20 protein-coding genes and 1 tRNA gene are annotated in these 20,663 nt (G+C 37.8%); 3 read left to right on the top strand and 18 right to left on the bottom strand.

The features are described from left to right. Positions 1-160 precede the first annotated feature (160 nt). Together EYS08_RS05010 and EYS08_RS05005 are read right to left on the bottom strand one after the other, a co-directional pair. The gene (locus EYS08_RS05010) at positions 161-1,135 is read right to left on the bottom strand and encodes a glycoside hydrolase family 5 protein (RefSeq protein WP_131028776.1); all 975 of its coding nucleotides are present in this window, start codon (positions 1,133-1,135) and stop codon (positions 161-163) included. Positions 1,136-1,468: 333 nt separating this feature from the next. Next, entirely contained in the window at positions 1,469-2,443 is a 975-nt protein-coding gene (locus EYS08_RS05005) for an NmrA/HSCARG family protein (RefSeq protein ID WP_131028774.1), read from the bottom strand. Between the two features lie 99 nt (positions 2,444-2,542). Here EYS08_RS05005 and EYS08_RS05000 point away from each other — a divergent pair, with 99 nt between their 5' ends. After that, positions 2,543-2,932 (top strand): winged helix-turn-helix transcriptional regulator, encoded by a 390-nt coding sequence (locus EYS08_RS05000; protein ID WP_131028772.1) that lies wholly within the window; start codon positions 2,543-2,545, stop codon positions 2,930-2,932. 106 nt (positions 2,933-3,038) lie between these two features. On the opposite strand, the gene EYS08_RS25660 is transcribed toward EYS08_RS05000, so the two are convergent. Further along, complete coding sequence (locus tag EYS08_RS25660; protein WP_165456376.1) at positions 3,039-3,212, bottom strand: hypothetical protein; 174 nt, start codon at positions 3,210-3,212, stop codon at positions 3,039-3,041. A 49-nt stretch (positions 3,213-3,261) separates the two neighbouring features. Continuing rightward, complete coding sequence (locus tag EYS08_RS04995) at positions 3,262-4,185, bottom strand: LysR family transcriptional regulator (protein WP_244215856.1); 924 nt, start codon at positions 4,183-4,185, stop codon at positions 3,262-3,264. Positions 4,186-4,226: 41 nt separating this feature from the next. Here EYS08_RS04995 and EYS08_RS04990 point away from each other — a divergent pair, with 41 nt between their 5' ends. Both EYS08_RS04990 and EYS08_RS04985 read left to right on the top strand, forming a co-directional pair. Next, on the top strand, positions 4,227-5,195 hold the full coding sequence (locus tag EYS08_RS04990; RefSeq protein WP_131028770.1) for an alpha/beta fold hydrolase: 969 nt from the start codon (positions 4,227-4,229) through the stop codon (positions 5,193-5,195). 181 nt (positions 5,196-5,376) lie between these two features. Continuing rightward, the gene (locus EYS08_RS04985) at positions 5,377-5,787 is read left to right on the top strand and encodes a nuclear transport factor 2 family protein (RefSeq protein ID WP_131028769.1); all 411 of its coding nucleotides are present in this window, start codon (positions 5,377-5,379) and stop codon (positions 5,785-5,787) included. A gap of 199 nt (positions 5,788-5,986) precedes the next feature. Here the strand turns inward: EYS08_RS04985 and EYS08_RS04980 are convergent. The 14 genes from EYS08_RS04980 to EYS08_RS04915 form a co-directional block, all read right to left on the bottom strand. Further along, positions 5,987-6,066 (bottom strand) — tRNA-Leu (locus EYS08_RS04980). Between the two features lie 69 nt (positions 6,067-6,135). Continuing rightward, the gene (locus EYS08_RS04975; RefSeq protein ID WP_131028767.1) at positions 6,136-7,335 is read right to left on the bottom strand and encodes an aminotransferase class V-fold PLP-dependent enzyme; all 1,200 of its coding nucleotides are present in this window, start codon (positions 7,333-7,335) and stop codon (positions 6,136-6,138) included. Between the two features lie 49 nt (positions 7,336-7,384). Then, positions 7,385-7,681, bottom strand: a complete 297-nt coding sequence (locus tag EYS08_RS04970) for a DUF3817 domain-containing protein (protein WP_131028766.1) — start codon at positions 7,679-7,681, stop codon at positions 7,385-7,387. Positions 7,682-7,951: 270 nt separating this feature from the next. Continuing rightward, complete coding sequence (hscB, locus tag EYS08_RS04965; protein ID WP_131028764.1) at positions 7,952-8,488, bottom strand: Fe-S protein assembly co-chaperone HscB; 537 nt, start codon at positions 8,486-8,488, stop codon at positions 7,952-7,954. Between the two features lie 79 nt (positions 8,489-8,567). After that, positions 8,568-9,956 (bottom strand): site-2 protease family protein, encoded by a 1,389-nt coding sequence (locus EYS08_RS04960; protein ID WP_131028762.1) that lies wholly within the window; start codon positions 9,954-9,956, stop codon positions 8,568-8,570. A 29-nt stretch (positions 9,957-9,985) separates the two neighbouring features. After that, positions 9,986-11,146: a 1-deoxy-D-xylulose-5-phosphate reductoisomerase gene (locus EYS08_RS04955; protein ID WP_131028760.1), complete on the bottom strand. Its 1,161-nt coding sequence runs from the start codon at positions 11,144-11,146 to the stop codon at positions 9,986-9,988. A gap of 223 nt (positions 11,147-11,369) precedes the next feature. Next, on the bottom strand, positions 11,370-12,920 hold the full coding sequence (locus EYS08_RS04950; protein ID WP_131028758.1) for a GH3 auxin-responsive promoter family protein: 1,551 nt from the start codon (positions 12,918-12,920) through the stop codon (positions 11,370-11,372). A 43-nt stretch (positions 12,921-12,963) separates the two neighbouring features. Next, positions 12,964-13,752, bottom strand: coding sequence for a hypothetical protein (locus EYS08_RS04945; protein WP_131028756.1), 789 nt, complete (start codon positions 13,750-13,752; stop codon positions 12,964-12,966). After that, entirely contained in the window at positions 13,749-14,717 is a 969-nt protein-coding gene (locus tag EYS08_RS04940; protein ID WP_131028754.1) for a glycosyltransferase, read from the bottom strand. The genes EYS08_RS04945 and EYS08_RS04940 overlap by 4 nt, the downstream gene beginning before the upstream one ends. Positions 14,718-14,790: 73 nt before the next feature. Continuing rightward, entirely contained in the window at positions 14,791-15,741 is a 951-nt protein-coding gene (locus EYS08_RS04935) for a glycosyltransferase family 2 protein (protein ID WP_131028752.1), read from the bottom strand. A gap of 171 nt (positions 15,742-15,912) precedes the next feature. Then, positions 15,913-16,482, bottom strand: coding sequence for a DUF4199 domain-containing protein (locus EYS08_RS04930; protein WP_131028750.1), 570 nt, complete (start codon positions 16,480-16,482; stop codon positions 15,913-15,915). Between the two features lie 16 nt (positions 16,483-16,498). Continuing rightward, positions 16,499-17,167, bottom strand: coding sequence for a hypothetical protein (locus EYS08_RS04925; RefSeq protein ID WP_131028748.1), 669 nt, complete (start codon positions 17,165-17,167; stop codon positions 16,499-16,501). Between the two features lie 179 nt (positions 17,168-17,346). Next, a complete protein-coding gene (locus EYS08_RS04920) occupies positions 17,347-18,603 on the bottom strand; it encodes a dihydroorotase (RefSeq protein ID WP_131028746.1) in 1,257 nt (418 codons plus the stop codon). Further along, a complete protein-coding gene (locus EYS08_RS04915; RefSeq protein WP_131028744.1) occupies positions 18,600-20,639 on the bottom strand; it encodes a BatA domain-containing protein in 2,040 nt (679 codons plus the stop codon). The genes EYS08_RS04920 and EYS08_RS04915 overlap by 4 nt, the downstream gene beginning before the upstream one ends. Positions 20,640-20,663: the final 24 nt, after the last annotated feature.

The raw sequence follows: 20,663 nt of genomic DNA, 5'->3' as shown, positions 1-20,663 counted from the left end.
GAACTGCTTGCATAATGTTACTTCGGTTTAGGGGGTATCAATATGACCAGGGAAATGCTCACAATCGCAAGGAGAAATTGCAGCTTATCTGATGCAATAATTTCTGTTTGCGTTGAATTTTTCAGGAAGGGATTATCTATTTAAGCCACGAAACCTGATATTATTTGTTCAGGTTCCGGAGCTTCGTCCTAATGTATTTCCCTGCCGGACTAAGCATTTCGGGCTTCCATCTTCCTTTTAGAGATGCACCAGGCATTAACAGCGCAGTTGTTTCTTTTTTATCGGTAATATTCCAGTTTGCCCAGCTCAGTTTATTTTTCTCCATCCAAGAAAACCATTTATTGGTTTTACTGGTATCGAATACACCATCGCCATTAGCCTCGCCAACACCCCACTCTGTTACAAAAATGGGTAGACCAGCAGAAATTGCATTATCGGCCCGCCTCATTAAAACTTCTTGATGGCTTGGTTCAGACGCATAAAAATGAAAAGAATAAGCAATGTTGCTGAATCCTTTGATTGGATCTTTGGCAACCACATCTATATCCTGATCCCAATGCGGGCTACCAACAACAATTACATTTTCAGCATCATATTTCCTGATCTCGGCAATTACCTGCACAGCATAATCCTTAACGGTTTGCCATGCTATTTTTTCTGGCTCATTAAATATCTCATAAATAATATTCGGTTTCCCGGCGTACCTTTTGGCCATTTTTGCAAAGAACATTTTTGATTGATCCAGATGTTCATCTGCATGGTGGTCGTGCCAGTCAATCAGTACATACAGATTTCTTTTAATGGCAGCATCGATCGTCTCGGTTATGAGCTTTTCCTGTCCAATGGGATCCTGCAGATAACCATTATCTGGCTGCACTGCCATAGACACACGCAATAAATTGATATTAAAATCAGATTTAAGCCAGTTTACAACATCTTGGTTATAATACTTTTTGCCTCCCCATATGCTCCACGACAAACTTATACCACGGAGCTGAGGTTCAATATTTTTTCGGTTTAAGATTTTTCCACCAACAACTTTTAAGGCACCGTTCCGCTCAACCCAGTTTACGTTTTGTGCAAGGGTAATGATGGTAGAAAAGGCAAAAACTGAAAGTAACATAACTCTTTTCATAAGGAAATTTATTGATACGGCACATTGACGGTGTTTTATCGGCAAAAAGCTCAAAAATATCAGCTAGACTATTCTTGTGGCTATCCTGGAAACAATTTTACACGGAGATCCTGGTTAGAAGATCTATACACATCACAAACATGTACTCATTCCGTTTTATATTTAATTATTATTTATTTAACTCAAATTAACAGCAGTGTTAATCCTTTTATCGTATTATTTTAACCTGCAATAAGCTAAAAAAATACCATATCCGAACTAAATAAAATTAAAATAATCATTATCAACCTATTTTCATAGTCTACCCTCCACGAAGTAGGCGATTGAAAGAAATCAGTAAGTCAGCTTTTGGCCTTGCCATCCGGTACTGCGCAGAAATTGTTCCCAACTTAGACTGCTCTGGTTAACCTGGCGGCTCCATAACAAATCACGTTCCTTGCCGAAATAACCATAATCGACTGCATATTCTGCCATTCCTAAAATTTCCTTTACCAAAAGTTCATTTGTACCGAATTCAGGGAAATGGTGAAGCAGTGCTTCTTGTGTAAATGCGGAACTATAGATGGCCTTTTTACCTGTGACCCGAATAAATGTATCTATCATTTCCCGGGGAGAAATAATGTCGCCGACAACAGGCAAAGATTTACCTGCATACTCATCTGGATTGGAAAATATCTCTAAAACCGCTGGCCCCGTAGCAGTAAGGGGATCAACAAATGGGGCACGAAAATCCTCAGGTAAATAAATCGGAAATACAAGGGTATCTCCAACCAATTTCGGGGGATAAAACTCCATTAGATTGGTGTAGAAGAAGGCCATGTAAATAAACGAGCTGGTGATGGGAAGCGTGCGGATATATGCTTCAATCATTGCTTTATCGGTAAAATGAGGAGCAAACTTTTTCCCGTTTGTAATTTTTTCCACATTTTCCAAACTACTAAAGATAATATGCTTAACTCCTGCCTCAACCGCTGCATCCGCTAATTGTTTACCCAGCTCCATTTCGTGGGTATCCGGCGGCACAATACTTGGTGTCATGATGAAAACGCCTTCCGATCCCCGGAATGCTTCAACGAAATCTTTCTTATACCCCAAATCAAGCGGCAAACTCAAGAGCTCAGCTCCCATTTCTGTCAAATTAAGTGCCTCTGGTGAATCTACACGGCGTGTAATGCCCCGTACACGATAACGCCCGCTCTGTAACAGCGTAAGTGCTGCACTACGTCCCTGTTTGCCCAAAACCCCAACGATTGTAATCAATGGCTTTTCTTTTTCGATTAACTTATTTGCTTTAAAATCTAGTCCCATTTATATTATTTTATTAACTATAAAAATTATAGTTGCAAAACTATCTATAGTAATATAAATTTGCAATAACTATCCAAAAGGATAGGTTAAAATAGTAGGATGAAAACAGAATGTATTAGCGATTACGTAAAACTAAAGGAGGAAATTTATCCTTGTACGGTTAGCCTTGCGATGAGCTTGGTGGGCGGCAAATGGAAGGCTGTTATTCTTTATCATTTAAAGGATAAATCAAAAAGGTACAATGAGCTCCGCAAAGACATACCATCTGTTACCGAAATGACATTGAGTCTGCAATTAAAGCAATTAGAAAAAGATGGTCTGGTGTCAAGAAAAGTTTACGGAGATAAACCGCCAATAAAAGTGATTTATTGCCTAACCGATTTTGGAAAAACGTTCACGCCCATTTTAGAAGCGATTACAGCATGGGGTAACCAGATTGCTATGCAAGAAGGCGATTTTGTTAAAAACCCTCTTTCAAATCCCATTTAAAGTGCTTAGTTATTTTAAATGAAATGCATAGTAATCAGATGCCCACCGATTCGACATCACGAATTGAAGATTAAGCAATTTTTGATTGTCATTTATGAAAAAGGTTTTAAGCAACCTTGGATGACAAAAACTCACAATCTACAACATCACCAGTCCGAATTAGAGATGGGCCTTTTTTGAAAGTCTTCAATTCAAAGTACGCAAATACATATTCAAATTGTTCATTTGTAATTGTTGTATTTGCTAAAAAATGTTGCTTAAGTTTTTCCTCTGCTTCCATAAGATCAAGTATTTTATTTAAAACAGTTTGAGACTTGAATGTGAAATCTTTATTTATCGACATTGTTACTTTTTGTTCCACGACTGATGCTGATAAAGGCTTTTAAAGCAGGGGAAAGTGGCACGTCTTTTCTGTAGACCAAAATCGTTGTCATAAGGCCCAACTCCTTTGGCAGATGGAATGTTTTTATATTTCTATTACCATAAAACGTACTTATGATTTCTTCTGGCATAACAGAAAATCCAATCCCGGATTCAATGAAATTTACAACGCCTTCAATGGAATTCATTACTGTTTTATGATATTGGGCAATACCTTTGCTTACAAGCCAAGAGTCAAGTTTAGCTCTAAAGACGCAGCCTTGATCGAAAACTATTGTTTTAAGCGGATTTTTTTTAAGTAGAATGTCCAGGTTTTCACAATCTGCTGGAGCAACAATTACAACCTGTTCGTCCTTTATTGTAATTTGTTCAAGTTCAGGAATGTCAAGTGGAGCAGGGATAAATGCTGCATCTAGTTTATAATTCAACACATCACTGATTAAGCTGGCTCTCATCGCGGATCTAAAATCCAGGTCAACAAAAGGGAATTTAGAGGCAAGTTCATTAACAAGTTCAGGCCCTTTCAGGGTCATCATGGTTTCCAAAAATCCAATTTTAATCTGGCCCTTTACGATATCACTTTTACCAATCGACCTTTTTGCCTCATCCAAAATATGGTTGATTTGCTTGGTATAGCGAATAAGTTTTTCGCCTTCCAGAGTTAATTCCACCTTGCGGTTGTTTCTGGTAAAAAGCAGTGCACCAAACTCCTCTTCCAAATTTTTTATACGGGTAGTTACATTTGATTGAACTGTAAACATTGCTTCGGCAGCCTTTGTAAAACTGCCATAATGCGCAACAGCTTCAAATAAATTAAGGTCATTCGTGTTCATAAATCTTAAATTGAGATACATAGTATCTTTATAAATCATTTTGAAAGATTAAATATCAGGTTTACTTTTGAATAAAAAAAATGAAAAAACTAAAAATAGCCTTCACGATCATCCTGACTGGCTTATTTGTGAAAACAGAAATTATGGCACAATCAACCACAGTTAAAACAAGTCCTGCTTTAGAAGTTGGGGTTGTTTATCACCGCAAGGTAAATGTAAACGGACTTGGCGTATTTTATAGAGAGTCAGGCCCAGCAGGAGCACCCACAATATTATTATTGCATGGTTACCCAACATCATCACATATGTTCCGCAATCTGATACCGGTGTTAAACAAAAAATTTCACATTATAGCCCCTGATCTTCCTGGATTTGGAAATACTGATTTGGCAGATCGTACAACTTATACCTATACTTTTGAAAATCTGGCCAAAACAATGCAGGGTTTTATAGATGAATTAGGTTTAAAAAGGTTTGCAATTTATGTATTCGATTATGGTGCGCCAACCGGATTTCGTCTGGCACTTGCAAATCCAGAGAAAATTACGGGGATTATTTCGCAGAATGGCAATGCCTATGTAGAAGGATTGAGTACGGGGTGGAATCCAATTCAGAAATATTGGGAAAATACCACCCAAGAAAATAGAGATGCGCTAAGGGCTTTTTCTACCAAGGAGGGAACGAAATTCCAGTATTTTACTGGTGTTACCGATTCATCGCTTGTAGCCCCCGAAGCTTACATTTTGGATCAGTATTTTCTAGATAGGCCAGAATCTGCAGAAATTCAGCTTGACCTGTTGAAAGACTATAAAACAAATGTTGATCTGTATCCATCGTTTCAAAAGTATTTTAGAACCAATAAACCAAAATTGCTTGCTGTGTGGGGAAATAAAGATCCATTTTTTCTTCCAGCCGGAGCTGAGGCCTATAAAAAAGATATTCCTAACGCAATAGTAAAATTTTATGATACTGGCCACTTTGCGTTAGAAACCCATGGACAGGAGATAGGAAATGAAATACTGAAGTTTCTCTCCACCCTTCCAAAATAAGATTTTTGGATGTAATACTGCCTAAATATGAAGGATTGTACCTAGAGTTGGCAGATTGAAGAGGATGGTTATGTGTAATTTATCAGGGCGGTAGAGCGTCTTTAGAAATCGGAAATACACTGATCAAAGCAAGCCCGGCATAAGCCGAGCTTTTGCAAATAACAAATAAATCAAATAATTGATGGAAATTAAAAATCCAGTACCACCGTTTAGCTACGACTCCGCGGTGAAGAAAGTTATGCTTGCAGAGCGCGCATGGAATAGCCGCAATCCTGAAGTAGTATGCATGGCTTATACCCTTAATACAGAATGGCGCAATCGGTCGGAATTTATCTCGGGCCGTGAAGAAGTCAAAGTATTTTTAGCAAACAAATGGGAGAATGAACTTGACTACAAGCTGAAAAAAGAACTTTGGGCATTTACTGACAACCGTATAGCGGTTCGCTTTGAATATGAATGGCATGACCATCAAGGTCAATGGTTCCGCAGCTTTGGGAATGAGCTTTGGGAATTTGATAAATACGGGCTAATGGAGAAACGGTTCGCAAGCATCAATGATCTGGCCATTGATGAAAAAGATCGAATTCTATAAAATAGATAAACACTAATGTTTAAAAGGCGCTAGGATATTGTTAGCGCCTTGCCAATCTAGCACTGCGGTTCGACCTTAGTACGGCTGGATTGTTTCATATATCCTAACCGGAAATCGAACCGTCAAAATCCTCGTTTTTGACACAATGGGCAGGTGTAAAACTAAAAAAACCCCTCTTTACTTGCGTAAAAAGGGGCTGTACCCAGCGCCGGAGTCGAACCGGCACGGTTTCCCACAGGTGTTTGAGACCAGCGCGTCTACCAATTCCGCCAGCTGGGCATTTGCTTATTCAGCGGGATGCAAATGTATAAATTAAGCACATAACTCGCAAATTTTATTTACTTCTTTTTATGTCTGATCTGATTTACTAAAACCTCCACCACTTAACAGATTATCTAATAACAACTGATTCAATTGTTTAACTTCTTTTTTACTCATTTTCATATCCATTGGCAGATAAACTAAATTTTGAAGGGTTAACTCATTTGAGGTTTTTAACGACAAACTGGGAAATCCTATCTTAACTAAACTGGAAGCTTTTGAAGTGGCATCGAATCCTTTTTCTCTTAATTTATCGATTAACAGTGATGGATTAGCCGCTACTATCGGAATTACCCAGTTTGTATGCCTTAAGTTTGCAGCACCAACAATATTTAGCAGATCAACATTCAATAATAATTCGTTTACCAGTATCTTCCTTTTATGAATATGAGATTGATTAAAATCACTCAATTTATGTTGCAACATGCACAAATTGGCATAACATGGTCTGTATTTGATTTTCTCCATTACATCTGTACCAGGAAAACCTCTTGTAAAACCAGTAATAAGCGCATCAAAGTCTTTACCAGATTGCTTGCAAAGCCAATAAGCTATAGTAAATGGCCATCTTGCGGTAAGTATCTTAATCAGGGTAGCATTAATTATTTTTTTGAAATACCGATCACCTTTTTGCACCGGCAACCTATTATTCAATATTTTTACCGCAGCCAGTAACTGCTCGTGTCTGATATGAAGTATCGCACCGCTTAACGCTGTATTTGTCTTAATCAGTCCAAAACTGAACAATACCACGTCCGATTTTAAATTACCTTCATAAACTCCATCATAAGCTTGTGCACAATCTTCTATTACGATCAGATTATGCAATTTAGCCATGTTAAGCAGTGCTTCGGTATCCATTACGGCACCAAATAAATGGGTAATGAGCAACAGCTTTGTTTTAGGCGTAATAGTGGCCTCTATCTGCCCGGCGGATATACCTAGTGTATTTTTATCTATAGGTAATGGTACAACTTTTAAATGACAGGCAGCGATGATTGCAAACATATCAGGGATATTAATATCTGCAACCAGTATTTCGTCACCAGGTTCAAGATTTAGTGCTTCTAATACGAGATATAAACCTGTACGAACAGAAAGACAGGGCAACTGCCCTTCAGGAAACTGGGGCTGTTCTTTTTTAAAACTGCAAGCGCTACCAATACAGTATAATGCCGCTTTAAAAAGTTCGGTAAAACGAATATCTAACCTACCTCTGGCGATCATTTGTTAGAGCACATATAACACTAAGGTAAGTAATTTGCGTAACAGGCAATTAGTTTAGCGCTCTTTCATCTTTTAGTTTTCGATCTACTATGAAAGGTGCGAAAGGAAGTAAAGAAGCAAGAAAAATTAAAACAGCTTTACCAAACTTCCATTTTTGTTCTTGCCAGGCCAAAATTAATGTAGCAGCATATAATACAAATAATAACCCGTGGGCCCATCCTGTATATTTTACATACAAAGGAAGATCTGCAAAATACTTTAACGGCATGGCTACAAATAATAAAAGCAGATAGGATATGCCTTCTGCCACGGCCACTTTGCGGAAAATAGAAAGGGAACTATTCATTGATCTGATTGTTTGCTCCGAAAGTAAAACAAAGCTTTTGCCTATCAAAAACTAAAAAATGATTTTACAATCGGGTGTTTTATAAAGGTCGAAGGCGGAACGTTTCGAGCTTAACCGCAAAGAGCACAGAGTGAAGGCGCAAAGCACACGAAGTTAGCCTTCGACTCCGATCAGACTGACAACCTTGAACTTTTGTCTTCGGACCTCTGACACCTGACTTTACGGAGTAACGCCCTCATTCATTTTCCATCAGAGCTCTTCCATCCGCACCTATTTCACCAATCGCTCCCTGATCCGATCGACGTACTTCTGTCGGTAAAAATTATCCTTAATCGATGGCAGTAGTTCATCGGATGCTGTTGGGTTGCTATCAAAATGGCCTATTAAATCATTCAATTCGTTAGCCAGGTCTTTTTCTATAGCATCAACATCTCGTTTTACCTGCGCAAGCTTTTCGGGATCCGGCTCAAATTCCAAATCCATTAAAGCCTCATTTACATCCATCATTTCCATTAAAAAAGATTGTGGCAGTTGGTAACCTTCATCCGTTTCTACAATCCCTTTTAATTCGAGCACGTATTTTAAGCGTTTTTTAGCATTACTCAGTGTCTGGTAAGCCTTATTGTTCAAAGTAGACAGGTCGAGTACCTCTTGCTGCTTATCTTCGCTTTCATTGGCATAAAAATCAGGATGAAACTGCTTGCTAAATGCATAAAATTTTGTTTTAACAGCACTTTGATCTGGGTTAAACTGGATCGGTAACCCGTAAAAATCGAAATAATTGGTCGCTGGTTTCGCTTCGCTCATGATGTATAAAAATTAAAAAGCCGCAGATGTTCAGATTTCGTCAAATCTGCGCATCTGCGGCAATTATATAAATTTGGTTTTACTTACCGAAGGATTTTAGAATATCATTACCAAAAGCAAACACCATTAAACAGATCAAGATTACAAAACCTACAATTTGCGCCTTCTCCAGCACTTTTTCGCTTACCGGCTTACGTTGTACCATCTCAATTAGAAGAAACACTACATGGCCTCCGTCTAAGCCTGGAATAGGCAATAAATTCATAAATGCCAATGCCATCGAGATTAATCCTGTTAAAGTCCAGAATTTAACCCAGTCGAAAGTACTGCCATATACCTTGGCAATCCCAATCGGGCTGCTGATATTACGTGCACTTAGCTTTCCGGTAATCATTTTACCAATGCCTTTTGCGTTATCTACAAAAGTGCTCCATGCCATGGTTGCACCAACCGGTAACGATTCTATAAAGCCAAAATCTACATGCGCAGTTTCAGGCATTTTTAGGTTAGGAATAATTCCAATTGTTCCCTCTTTACCTACTTTAAGATCGAATGTTATCTCTTTTCCCATGCGCAAAGCCTTAATGGTAATGGGTTTTAACTTATTGGTAGAAACTTCTTCTTTAAACTGATCGAAAAAAGTAATCTGTTTTCCATTAACCGATAAAATGCTATCGCCTGGTTTAATACCGGCAGCGTAGGCAGGATATACTGGTTTCTCGAACTTTCTGCCAAATAGCCCATCAAAAAATGATGGTTTATCTGCTTTTTCATCAGGCGCGCTTACCTTATCTACACGCTCCATGACATATCGGGGCGAGATAAAATTCTCTTTATCGTTTTTCGATATTTTGTTTAAAATGGTATCCGGAACAGAGATATAAAGGGTTTTATTCTCTCTTAATATGGTTAGTTGCGCACCATCAAACAATACTTTGCTTGATATAGCATCTTCAAAACGGATTAACTTGTTGCCGTTGATGGCCAAAATCTTATCTCCGTTTTTCAAACCGATTTCTTTACCAATTGCACCTACAGAAATACCATCATTCAATTTACTGTTAACGGTATAATTTTGCCCGACGTTGAAGGTTAACATCCAGAAGATAAAAATACCTACAATCACATTTACAATAATACCACCAAGCATTACAATTAAACGTTGCCAGGCTGGTTTAGAACGGAACTCCCAAGGTTGTGCAGGTTGGGCCATTTGCTCAGTATCCATACTCTCATCAATCATTCCGGCAATTTTTACATAACCGCCAAGTGGCAACCATCCCACGCCATATTCAACATCGCCTCTTTTGAAACTAAAAAGCTTGAAACCCCAGGCATCAAAAAATAAATAAAACTTTTCTACTTTAATACCAAATGCTCTGGCTGCCAAGAAATGCCCTAATTCGTGTAATATTACCAATAAAGACAATCCGAGCAGCAGCTGCCCCGCCATAATCAATCCATTCATATTTTCTTATAAAATTTTTATGTTAGATGTTAAACTATACTTTTTGTTACTAATTCGCCGGCTAAGATACGGCTATGTTTGTCAGTTTCTAAATAATCGCTCAATTGTGGTTTTTCAACAAAACTGATTTCTTCCATACACTGTTCAATAACCTCGCTCATCTGTAGGAAACCAATTTTATCCTTCAAAAATGCCGCTACAACAATTTCATTCGCAGCATTTAAAATACAAGGCATATTCCCGCCTTTTCGTAAAGAAGTAAATGCCAGGTCTAAATTCCTGAATGTTTCCACGTCGGCCTTTTGAAAGCTAAAGTTTGGATAATCTAAGAAATTAAAACGCTTAAAATTGTTTTTTAGCCTATTGGGATAATTTAAAGCATACTGAATAGGCAATTTCATATCAGGAACACCCATTTGTGCCTTCATAGATCCATCGGTAAACTGAACAATTGAATGGATGATAGACTGAGGGTGAACAATTACATCAATCTGATCTACATCAAGATTAAACAACCATTTTGCCTCAATTACCTCCAGGCCTTTATTCATTAGGGATGCAGAATCGATAGTGATTTTTGCGCCCATCACCCAGTTGGGGTGTTTTAAAGCCTGCTCTTTTTTTACTGTAGATAAAAAATCTTTTGTTTTGCCTAAGAATGGTCCGCCCGAAGCTGTTAAATAAATCTTTTCGATTGAATGCTGCTCCTCACCTACCAAACATTGGAATATTGCAGAATGCTCCGAATCGACTGGTAAGATTTTAACTTGGTGCTCAGTCGCCAGTTGCGTAATCAGTTCGCCGGCTACCACCAAGGTTTCTTTGTTGGCCAAAGCAATATTTTTTCCAGCCTTAATGGCAGCAATAGTAGGTTTTAATCCTACCGAGCCCATTAATGCCGTTAATACCACATCACTATCATCATAGGCCGCAACTTCTGACAATGCGGCTTCGCCTGCTAAAACTTTAATATTCAAAGCCGACAAAGCATTTTTCACTTCAATGTACTTGCCCTCATCACAGATTACAACTACATCCGGCTTAAATTCTATTGCCTGCTGAATAAGTAATGCTGAATTCTTTAAGGCAGATAATACAGCTACTTTAAATGTTGAGGGATGATCCCTTACCACTTCTAGTGCTTGTGTACCTATACTTCCTGTAGAACCTAATATGGTTATTCTTTTCAAATCGTTTTAATATCGTAACGCTTAAGGTTTAATTAAGCATTTTATCTAATTATTTTGTTGTCCACTTACTTCTCTTCAATATTTCGTCATTGCGAAGCTGGGCTTGCATAGGCTGAAGCAATCTATTTGTTTAATAAAATTGCCTATGTCTCAATGCTGTGGTTCGTATCTCCACGAACTACTTTTTCTCATTTCGTTTCGTGAGGACACGAACCGAGGAAGATTAACTGACAATATACCTCTCCAACCCATCTGCTAGCTTCCTATCATTGCTCAAGCGTGGCACTTTATTCTGTCCACCTAGCTTTCCTTCACTTTTCATGTAGTTTACAAAAGCATCTTTTTGCAAAATACGTATAATCAATGGCTGAAGGATGTTTCCTTCAATCAGGTCAAAGTAATAAATATTTTTCTTTTGCAAAGCCTCATCAACCTTTTTGCTAAAAGCTGCCATATCTTTTGGTGCAGACGAAAATTCTACAAACCACTCGTGATAAGGCAATTGGCCAGCTTCCGGATTAACCTGGGGTGCAACTGTAAATTCTGTAATTTCTACCTGTTCTTCATTGGCTACACTCAAAATTGCCTGTTCTACCTCTTCTCCTATTACATGTTCGCCAAAAGCAGAAATGAAATGTTTTATTCGTCCTGTTACTACAATTTTGTAAGGATTCTTGGTAACAAACTTCACCGTATCGCCAATGCTGTAACCCCATAAACCTGCATTGGTATTCAAAATTAACGCATAGTTGGTATCTAATTCAACCTCCCCAAGCGACAACCTTGTTGGATTATCGTTGTAATATTCATCAGCTGGAACAAATTCGTAAAAAATCCCTGCATCGGCCAGTAACAATAGTCCTTTATCTTTCTGCGAATCCTGATAGGCAATAAACCCCTCCGAAGCTGGGTAAGTTTCTATAGCATCAATTTTCTTCCCGATGCTTTGTTCAATTTTTGCCCGATAAGGCTCAAAATTTACACCGCCATAAATAAACAAGCTAAAATTCCTGAATATTTCAGCGATTTTCATACCTCCCGATTTCTCGGAAAGTTTATCGAAATACATTTGTACCCAAGGTGGAATACCAGAAATCAAGGTCATATTTTCATTAATGGTTTCCTCAACAATGGCATCAACTTTTTCTTCCCAATCTTCTATAATATTGGTTTCGTAAGAAGGCAATCGGTTCTTTTGCAGGTAAGCAGGAACATGGTGCGCCACAATACCTGATAAACGGCCTACATTGATTCCATGTTTTACACTTAAAACTGGACTCCCCTGTAAAAAGATCATTTTTCCATTTACAAAATCAGCTTTGCCTGTTTCATTAATATAAGTTAAAATGGCATTACGGGCAGCTTTGATGTGCTCAGGCATCGATTCTTTCGATAGTGGAATATATTTTACGCCTGAAGTGGTACCCGATGTTTTGGCGAAATAAAGTGGTTTACCTTTCCAAAGTACATCGGCTTCACCTGCTACTACACGATCTATATAGGGTTTTAATCCTTCGTAATCCTGAACGGGAACATGTTTTTTAAAATCAGCATAGGTTTTAATCTCAGCGAAATGATGATCTTTTCCAAATGCAGTATTTTTAGCCTCATCAATCAGCTTTTTCAGGATATTATGCTGAGCATTTACGGCATTATTTTTCCATTTGTTAATCTGCCAAACTGCAAATGCCGCAAATGGTTTACTTAATGCTGCTTTAAGCCCCCAACCCCCTGAAGGGGACTTTTCCTTTCTACCGTTCTTTTCTTTTTCCATAAATTTTAATCTGATTTTTAACTCCCCTTCAGGGGCTGGGGGGTTAAACGATATTATGCAAAATATCTGGATGCTCATCGCCTTTATACTCGCTTGAAATTTTGCGGTATGCAACAGTTAGTGCTACACTCGAAAGTGGAACGATGATAAATGAACTTAAAATATTTACAATAAAAGCCACCAATGGCCATTGCAGGTAGTTTAGCAACAGGTAGATTAGGTACCCACCTCCTAAAACCACCAATAACAATAAAATCTTAGTGAAATTTCCTTTAGTGGTAGCTAAACTCAATTTAATCGAATCAAATGGCGTTACACCTTTATCAATAATAAAAAACGGGAAAAACGAAATTCTTAACCAAGTGATAAAAATAGCAATAATGCCAACTGAAATGGCCACATTTTTAACAATTGTCACATTAATCCCAGTATAAATAAAAGGAAAGGCAACCAAAATTACGACCAGATAAACACCAAGAATACAACCCACAAAATAAAGGGTAGCTACCAAGAACCGGATAATCTGTTGCCTGGTTGGAAGGGTATCTACAATTTTCACATCGTTTTCTTCATCGTCCATTAAATGAAAAATGTATTTAAACAGCGAAAGATTAATGGTAAAATAAAGCAGCACAAAAATAATCACCATGATTACACTCAAGGCCTTGCTTACATCTTTAATAAAAAAGGCCATTAAGCTTGATGCGCTTGCGGTGATAAACATCAAAAAACATAGCGTAGCAATCGAGAAATAGTGTTTCTTGGTAATGCTCCATGCCTTTTGAATTACATCATTAACGGCGAACGTACTTTCTTTTAGATAATTTATCATTGTTGTTTGAATACCACTCGTTTAAATAAATCCTGTATAAATCCTAAACCATAAGCAGTTAATTGGATAAATGAAGATATAATGCTCAAAAATGCAACTTTTAACGATTTATTTACAGACCATGAATGAAAAAATATCAACATAAAGTAAATCAATAAGAAGAAGTTACAAACATATGCCAATGGAGGATATATAAAGTTACACAAAATGGTGAAACCAAAACCCAATGTAAACAACGCTGGAAAAAAATGTACAAGTTTTAATTCTTTTGGGAAATGTTTGTAAATATTAATCCTTGCCCTGCCAAAAAAGTGTAACTGTTTGTAAAACTGACCAAAGCTCGTCCGGCGTTTATGGTAAACCTTTGCATCTGGAATCAATCCGATTTTAAAACCGTTTTCGTGGATACGGATACTATATTCGATATCTTCGCCCAATCGGGTCAGGATAAAACCACCTACCTTCTCCCAGGCCTGACGGGAAACACCCATGTTAAAACTGCGTGGGTGAAATTGGCCTACGTGCTGCTTGTTTCCGCGGATGCCACCAGTGGTGAAAGGCGATGTCATGGCATAACTAATTGCTTTTTGCACAGGCGTGAAACTATCATGTGCGGCATCCGGACCGCCATAGGCATCTAAATGATGCTCATACAAATAGTTTTTAACCGTTTCGAGGTAGTTTGCAGGAATTAAACAATCTGAATCGAAAACAACAAAGTAATCGCCTGTGGCCTTTTCGAAACCAAAATTACGGGCAAAACCCTGTCCGGCATTTTCTTTAAAGTAATATTTAATGTCCAGTTTATCTGCATAAGAAGCAACAATTGCCTTTGCATCGTTTTTCGAACCATCTTCAATAACCAAAACTTCAAACTGCAAATAAGTCTGCTTGGTTAGGGTGTTTAAAAGTTCGTCAATTTCTTGAGGACGATTGTAAAGTGGAATGATGATGGAGAAAAACATTTTTTGAGGTTGAGGGTTGAGGGGGTTAAAGGTTGAGGGATTAGGCGGATAAAACCTTCCGCCTTCTAACCTTCTACCTTAATTCCTTTTCTATCAAATATTGGTTTCTTTCTGGTGCGTTACGCGATAAGAGTTCTGCAATAAAACCTGCCAGGAACATCTGAGAACCAACAACAATGGCAACCAGTGATAAATAAAACAATGGTTGATCGGTTACATCGCGATAGGCTAAGCCCTGCCATATCAAATATTTCTTTTCGAATAATATGTAGAGTGCCATGATTATACCAATAAAGAAGCTTAAAACACCTAACGAACCAAAAAAGTGCATTGGGCGTTTACCGAATTTACCCACAAAGAAAATAGAGAGTAAATCTAAAAAGCCGTTTATAAACCTGCTGAAACCAAATTTTGTCGTTCCATATTTACGGGCACGGTGTTCTACCACCTGCTCGGCTATTTTACTAAATCCGGCCCATTTGGCAATTACCGGGATATAACGGTGCATTTCGCCGTAAACTTCGATGGTTTTGATCACATCGCTACGGTAAGCTTTTAAGCCACAGTTAAAATCGTTCAGCTCTATACCGCTCATTTTACGGGTAGCGGCATTGAATAATTTTGTAGGGATAGTTTTAGTAATCGGATCGTAACGTTTCTTCTTCCAGCCCGAAATAATATCGAGTTTTTCTTCTTTAATGCGGCGGTATAATTCAGGAATTTCGTCAGGACTATCCTGCAGATCGGCATCCATGGTAATGACCACATCGCCCTGAGTAGCTTCGAAACCAACATTTAAGGCTGCAGATTTACCGTAGTTTCTTCTAAACTTAATGCCTTTAATGGCAGGGTTTTGAAATCTTAATTCTTCAATCACCTCCCACGATCTATCGGTACTACCATCATCAACCAAAATAATTTCATAGCTGAAGTTATTATCGATCATCACTTTATCAATCCATGCCGTTAATTCTGGCAAAGATTCGTCTTCATTAAATAAGGGCACTACAACTGATATATCCATTTTTGAGTATTATCGTCATTGCGAGAAGGAACGACGAAGCAATCTATTTGAAAGATTGCCACACCCCTACGTATTTCCAACGCTTCTTTCGCAATGACGCATTATTAAAAACGTGCAAATTTCATCAAATTAAATGATAAAACCTGCACGTTCAAAATTTTATAAAAGAAATTAACCTTCCTTTGGAAACGAATCGAATGTAACTGGTTGTTTTTTCTTTAAGATAGCTGAAAGGATTAAAGAAAGTACCCCATACAGTGCAAGTGAAACTCCAAAGCTTGTAAAGATGTTTTTAAAAGTAGGTTCAAGCTTCTCTTGCATATTGCCACCTTTAGCTATCGCCTCATCAATTTGCTCGCTAGCCATTCCGAATTTTTCCATCATAGCTCTCTGTGCCTCCTCGATAGCAGCAGCAGCTCTTTGTGGAAGATCTGGATCAATAAATTTCACTAGTATCACATTATAAAGAGTTGCAGTTAAGGCTAAAATAAGGGAGATGATTAAATAAGCTTTAAAGGCCTCTCCAAATGTCCAAAACCCACCTATTTCTTTACGGATGTTTATTCCCACCACTACTAACAGTACGATGAATAAAACAAATATACCTATCTGGGTCGCAAAACTGGTGTAAATTAATACCGGGTCTATAAAATGCAAGGTTAACGATATAATTATCGAAACCGCAGCAAGCATTAATCCATTTTTAATAGCTAATTTGGAAATAAGAGCACTTTTGTCCATAATTTTAAATTTTAGTTTAATTATTAATTGTTGTGATTAATATATAAGTAGCAGAATCGAACGATTTGTTACTGCTAAACTGAATTATTTCTTTCGTTGTTTCGGCACTTCCCTCAACGTCAAGGAAAAATACCATAAAAGGTACAAATAATTCTTGCATTTCTTCACTGATATTTAGCTTGGCTGCTGTTTTGCAGATTTCTTCTACGCTCGTTTCTGCCAACTGCTGGTTGCTGATCAATTCTTCATAAATTTCGAATTCATCCTGAAATTCATCGTCTTCTACCAACAAAAATTCTTTTAAGAAATCGCCCAATTCTGGATCCAAATCTTCATCCTTACACTCTTTAATGTAAAGCAAAAGATTTAAGAGTTCGGTTCCTCTGTCAATGGTTTCTTCTTCGATATTTGCCCACTCATCACTTTCTAAATAGTCGTCTTCCAGTTTCTGTACATCACTGCTGAAGAAATTCACCATTAATAAATCGAAAAATACTTCGCGTAATTCTTCAAATTTAGGGTGAGAATCGAAAACCGCATCAAAAGCGGTAGCTTTATCTAAAAAGTTAACATCAAGCTCAAAAGCAGCTAATAACTCTGTTTCAAAACCGTCTACATTGGTAGCTGAAACCTCAGCATACTTGTTAATGGCTGCACTTAGTGCTTTTTTTACTCTATTATCCATGATTAAGATTTTTAGGATTTTAGGATGATAAGATTGTATGACCTGAACAACAAAATCGTAATTTCTTGCTTTAGTCTTTAAGTTCCTATAACCTGTTAATTTATCAATATTTTTTTTGAACTAATATCTTTTGAGACATGGTTAAGAACCTCATGCCCTCAACCTTCTAACCTTCAACCTTAATTCTCCCAGTACTGATTATTATTATAAACCAAAGTTACCTTCCCGGTAAGTTCGGCACCCAATAACGGACTGTTTGTCGATTTTGAATAATTGCTTGTGGCATTATACAACCACTTTTCTGTTGTATTGAAAACAGTAAAGTTGGCATCAGCATTTTCTTCAATTACCGGAATAGCTAAATTTAATAATTTACGTGGATTAATGGCCAATTTCTCTGCAATTAAAGTGATATCCAATCCGGCCTTTAATAACAATGGCAGTACGGTTTGCAAAGCAATAATGCCATAATGGGCAATTTCGAACTCTACATTTTTAAATTCGATCTCTTCCGGACGGTGCTGAGAAGTAATAGCATCAATGGTTCCGTCTTTTAAACCGGCAATTAGCGCCTTCACATCTGCTTTTCCGCGAAGTGGTGGTTTAACCTTGTAGTTGCTATCAAAATCGCTTAAAAGTTCTTCTGTAAACACCAAGTGATGCGCGGTTACATCGCACGAAACCCGAACGCCATCTTTCTTTGCCTTACGAATCAAAGCCACGGCCCCGGCAGTTGAAATATTGCTAATGTGGATTTTAGTTTCATTATAAGATGCCAGAAAAATATCGCGGGCAATATGCATTTCTTCAGCCAATGCGGGTAAACCTTTCATGCCCAACAGCACAGAGTTTTTGCTCTCGTTAATCTGCGATTTGCCAGCTATGGATTTATTTTCGGGATAAACCATTAATAATGCATTGAAACCTTTTGCATATTGTAATGCACGGCTCATAAACCCATCATCTTGCAAGGCCTTATCGCCATCTGAAAAAGCTACCGCACCCGCCTGTTGCATATCGAACAGTTCGGCAAGCTCTTTTGCTTCACGATTTTGACTTATGGCACCAACAGGTAAAACATCAACCAAGTTGTTTTTTGCCTTATTGACAATGTATTCTACCTGAGATTTTGACTGCACAACCGGACTGGTTTGCGGCAATAAAGCCAAGCCAGTAAAACCTCCAGCTTTTGCAGTTGCGGTTAATGTTTGAATATCTTCCTTGGTTTCGAAACCCGGATCGCCTGCTACACAGTTTAGATCGAAAAAACCTGGCGTTAAGAAAGCACCCTGAGCATCAAAAACAGTCTCGTTTTTATCGGCAGTTAATTTACCTATGTTTTTAATTTTACCATTTTCTACCCGAACATCGCATTGTTGATTATTGAATTTACTTTGCGGATCGGCAACGGTTACATTTTTAACCAGGAGATTCATATTGTTTTTTTTGTGTTGTTAAAAAATCGGATGAGCAAAATTTCTGCTGCAATAAAAATCAGCGACAAAATTAGACAAAGTTTCCATAAAGTCTGCCCGATTTTATTGGCACCGGCAATTAATTTAACGGCATCTTTATCGGTATCGAATATTTTCAGATTGCCTTTATCAGCCAACTGATTGAGTTCTGCTTTGTCTAAATAATGCATATCAGATTCTGTTCTGCCATTATTGAAACTATAAACAGCAAGTAGCGAATCTGCAAGTTTCAGGTTATAAAAGCCTGCATTTTTTATCTGATCGGCAATGTAAATCAGCGTTTTGCCATCTGCCTGACGAATTTCAGGAATCGCTTCGAAACCATCCGCAGTAATTTTTAAGCTTTGGTTTTTACCCATGGTAATCTTTTTACCCGCCAATGTATTATCGTTGCCGAGGTTGTAGTATAAGTGCATTTCATTTCCTCCACTCAATGCCAAACGATAAATCAGCGGTACAAAAACCGGATGGCGTGCTAAATTCCCATCACTTGTATTAAGCCCTGAAGCAGATAAATACACCTGCCCGTTACCTATGCCATACTTAGAGAAAAACGGTTTTCTGCCAGGCAATAACATGATATCTTCCTTGTTAGAAGTATTTTTTTCTGCAAAAGAATAATAACGGGAAACTGTTGGAAGATCAAGATTTTTGGGAATTTCCTCAAAAACAGTCTTAAAAATGGGGTTTTGCAGATCAATCTGGTCAACTTTAGTAGCGGTAGTATTTAACGTTTGAATGTTAGGAAGCGATAATCCACTTAAAAATGAGTTATAAGTTTGAATATTGGCATCTAAATCAGGAAAAAGCACCACCGTACCGCCTGCATTCAGATAGGTTTTTAGCTGTTGTGCCAATCCCGTTGATGGATTTTTCAAACCGTTCAACACAATCAGGCCGTAACTGGCAAAATTGCTATAATTCACATTGCTTTCGGCATTCTCGGTGAGTTTATAATAACGATCGGCAGCAAACAGTGCTTTAATGTAATTGCCTGCATTGGCTCCGTTAATACTCAGAACAGGAAAACTCTCATCTACCTTAAAACTGAAGGAAAGTGTATCATCAAAGGTTACCGGAAAATCTTTAATGCTGATTAAACCTTTTTGCCATCCTGCGTTCAGTCCGGAGAAATTCAGGGTATCTTTAACTGTTTTACCTGCAGGGATGCTTACTGCACCCAATCCTTTTTGCTGGTTATTGATACTGAGTTTTAAAGGGATATTTTTTGCTTCCTCTTCGGAGTAATTTTTCAACTGTACAACCAAACGCTCATTTACTCCCGGCTGATGATTTGGCGAAAGTGCCCAAACGCTATCTATTGCAACATTCGGAAGCGTATTGGCATTCAGTTTCAAAAATGAATATTGAATATCTGCTTTTGTATCGAGTTTATTGGTGGTAGAGATATTTTTTTGAAAATCGGAAATCAGAAAGCTATACTTATTTGCAGAACCTGTTAAAACATTCCCCTGTCGGTTTAATATCTGTTGGAGATTACGGTTTGCTGCCGAGATTTTAACATCATCCAATGCCTTTAAAAATGCTTCTTCGTTTAACAATCGTTGGTGTTTTCCTTCAAAATTATTGGTCAGGAGTTGAAAACGATCGTTTATTCCAAAACCTTTTACCAGTTCTTTTGCCCTCCGCTTGGCTTCATCGAGCAGGTTGCCATCTTTATTAATGGCTTCCATGCTGTAAGAATTATCGATATAAATGCTTACTACGTTGTTTAAAGCAGTAGTTTTTTGATTGTGCGCTGGAATATAAGGCTGGGCAAATGCCAGGACCAAAAAGATGATTGCCAAAATCCGTGACAACAGAATAAGCAGGTTTTTAAGTTTTTCTTTGGAAGAATTTTGTTGTTCTACTTCTTTTAAAAGCTGAACATTAGAGAAATAAACCTTTTTAAATTTCCTGAAATTGAATAAATGGATGATAACCGGGATGGCAACCGATATTAGTGCAAAAAGAAAGCCCGGATAAAGGAAATTCATTAAAAACCAAAGATAGAAAAATTA

Origin of the sequence: Pedobacter kyonggii (assembly GCF_004310665.1) — a bacterium.
Taxonomy (GTDB): Bacteria; Bacteroidota; Bacteroidia; order Sphingobacteriales; family Sphingobacteriaceae; genus Pedobacter; species Pedobacter kyonggii.
The sequence above is the reverse complement of the archived record's forward strand: the minus strand, read 5'-3'. Positions and strand labels throughout refer to the sequence as shown.